At 69.1% G+C, this 2,814-nt stretch carries 1 protein-coding gene; it reads right to left on the reverse strand.

Annotation, left to right across the window (positions count from 1 at the left end; all coding sequences use genetic code 11):
• Positions 1–2,814 (reverse strand): condensation domain-containing protein (locus G4D86_RS51510; RefSeq protein WP_164003067.1); only part of this gene is annotated, 2,814 nt, incomplete at both ends.

Genomic DNA, 2,814 nt, shown 5'->3' on the forward strand with positions numbered 1-2,814 from the left:
ACTGCAGCCACACCTCTTCCGGCCCGAAGTGCGCGAAGTCCGTGCCCAGCACCAACCGGGACACCGCTCGGTGCGGCACGCCCACACCCTTCGGGCGGCCCGTGCTTCCCGACGTGAACATCACGTAGGCGAGATTGCCGCCACCCACCCGGACCGGTGGCGTGCTCTCGGGCTGGCGCGAGAACGCCGTCCACCCGGAGTCCACGAACACCACCGGCTCGCCGTCCTCGGCCACGGCCAGCTTCTTCTGGGACACGAGCACCGTGACGCTGGCCTCGCGCTTCATCCACTGCAGCCGCTCACGCGGGTAGCTCGCATCCAGGGGCACGTACACGCCGCCTGCCTTGAGGATGCCCAGCACGCTCACCACCAACTCCAGCGAGCGCTCCACGCACAGGCCCACCCGTACCTCGGGGCCCACTCCCATTCCCTTCAGGTGGTGCGCCAGCTGGTTCGCCCGCCGGTTCAGCTCCTCGTACGTCAACCGCTGGTCCGCGTACTCCACGGCCACGGCGCGCGGTGTCCGCTGAACCTGCGCTTCGAACAGCTCCGCCAGCGACGCCTCTCGCGGGTACTCCACGGCCTTCCCACTCCACTCCTCCACCAGTCGCCGCCGCTCCTGTTCGCCCATCAGCGGCAGGTCTTCCAGGCGTTGCCCCGGATTCGAGACAGCCGACTCCAGCAGCACCCGCAGGTGCCCCAGCAGCCGCTCGATGGTGTCGGGCTCGAACAGGTCGCTGTTGAACTCCAGGCCGCCGGAGAGGCCCTCCTCCGACTCACCCATGCCGAGCGTCAGGTCGAACTTCGACGTCTTGCCCGACGACTCGGCCGCCTCCAGCGTCAGCCCCGGCAGACTCACCGCCGAGCCCGGCGCGTTCTGCAGCACGAACATCACCTGGAAGAGCGGACCGCGGCTCATGTCCCGCTCGGGCTGCAGCTCCTCCACCAGCCTCTCGAAGGGCACCTCCTGGTGCGCATACGCGCCCAGCGTCATCTCCCTCACCTGCCCCAGCAGCTCACGGAAGGTGGAGTTGCCGTCCAGCCGGGTCCGCAGCACGAGCGTGTTGACGAAGAAGCCAATCAGCCCCTCCGTCTCCGCCCGCGTCCGGTTGGCGATGGCCGTGCCCACGCTCACGTCGTCCTGCCCGGAGTAGCGCGCCAGCACCGTCTGGAACGCCGCCAGCAGCACCATGAAGGGCGTGGCCCCTTCCCGCTGTGCCAGCGCCTTCACCGCCTCCCCGAGCCCCTTCGGCCACTGGAAGGACCGCGTGTCGCCCCGGAAGCTCTGCACCGCCGGACGCGGCTTGTCCGTCGGCAGCTCCAGCGCTCGCGGGGCCCCGGTGAGCTGCTGCTTCCAGTACGCGAGCTGCGCCTCCAGCACCTCGCCCTTCAGCCACTCACGCTGCCACACCGCGTAGTCCGCGTACTGCACCGCCAGCTCCGGCAATGCAGGCTGACGCCCCAATGCATACGCCTCGTAGAGCGCTACCACTTCGCGCACGAGGATGCCCATCGACCAGCCGTCCGAGACGATGTGGTGCATCACCAGCACCAGCACGTGTTCCTGCTCGGAGAGCTTCAGCAGTGTCACCCTCAACAGCGGGCCCTGCTCCAGGTTGAACGGGCGCTGGGCCTCCTGTCCTGCCAGGCGCTTCGCCTCGGCGGCGCGGGCGACCTCGGGCAGGGAGCCCAGATCCACCAACTCCAGCCGAGCCTGCATCCCGTGCTCGATGACCTGCACCGGGAGCCCGTTCTCGGTTCGGAACACCGTGCGCAGCGACTCGTGACGGTGGACCAGCGCCTCGAAGCTTCGCTCCAGGGCTTGGAGATCGAGCGTCCCGTTCAGCTTCACCGCAACCGGGACGTTGTAGAAGGCGCTGCCCGGCTCCAGCTGATCCAGGAACCACAGGCGCTGCTGCGCGAACGATAGCGGCAGGGCTCGGTCGCGGGAGACGCGGACCAGCGGCGGTGCCTTCACCTCTGCACCCGCGCCCGCCCCGTCCAACTTCAACGCGAGCTTCTCCACCGTGGAGGCTTCGAAGACATCGCGCAGGGGCAGCTCGACCTGGAACACCTCGCGCACTCGGGAGACGAGTTGCGTCGCCAGCAGCGAGTGCCCGCCCAGCTCGAAGAAGTCCCCGTGCAGGCCGACCTGCTCGACGTTCAGCACCTCCGCGAAGATGGCCGCCAGCTTCTGCTCGGTCTCCGTGCGCGGAGGTTCGAAGGTCTCCGGCTTCGGAGCGTGGGCGTCCGGTGTCGGCAGGGCCTTGCGGTCCACCTTGCCGTTCGGCGTCAGCGGCAGCGCGTCCAGCACCACGTAGGCGGACGGCACCATGTACTCCGGCAGCCGCTGCTTCAGGTGCGTACGCAGGACGCTGGCCTCCAGCTCCACGCCCTCCTTCGCAGTCACGTACGCCACCAGGCGCTTGCCCTCGGTGCCGTCCTCTCTCGCGACGACGACAACCTCGTTGACGCCCGCGTGCGACGCGAGCGCCGTCTCCACTTCTCCCAGCTCGATGCGGAAGCCACGCACCTTCACCTGCGTGTCACGACGACCCAGGAACTCCAGTGTCCCGTCCCCGCGCCAACGCACCACGTCGCCCGTGCAGTACAGGCGTGCACCGTCTCCGAAGGGACTGGGCACGAAGCGCTCCGCCGTCAGCTCCGGCCGGCCCACGTACCCCACCGCCAGGCCTTCTCCTCCCACGTACAGCTCGCCCGGCACTCCCACCGGTACCGGCTGCATCGCCCCGTCCAGCACATACGCCTGCGTGTTGGTGATGGGACGGCCAATGGGCACCGAGGCGCCCAGCT

The organism is Pyxidicoccus caerfyrddinensis, from assembly GCF_010894405.1.
Taxonomy (GTDB): Bacteria; Myxococcota; Myxococcia; order Myxococcales; family Myxococcaceae; genus Myxococcus; species Myxococcus caerfyrddinensis.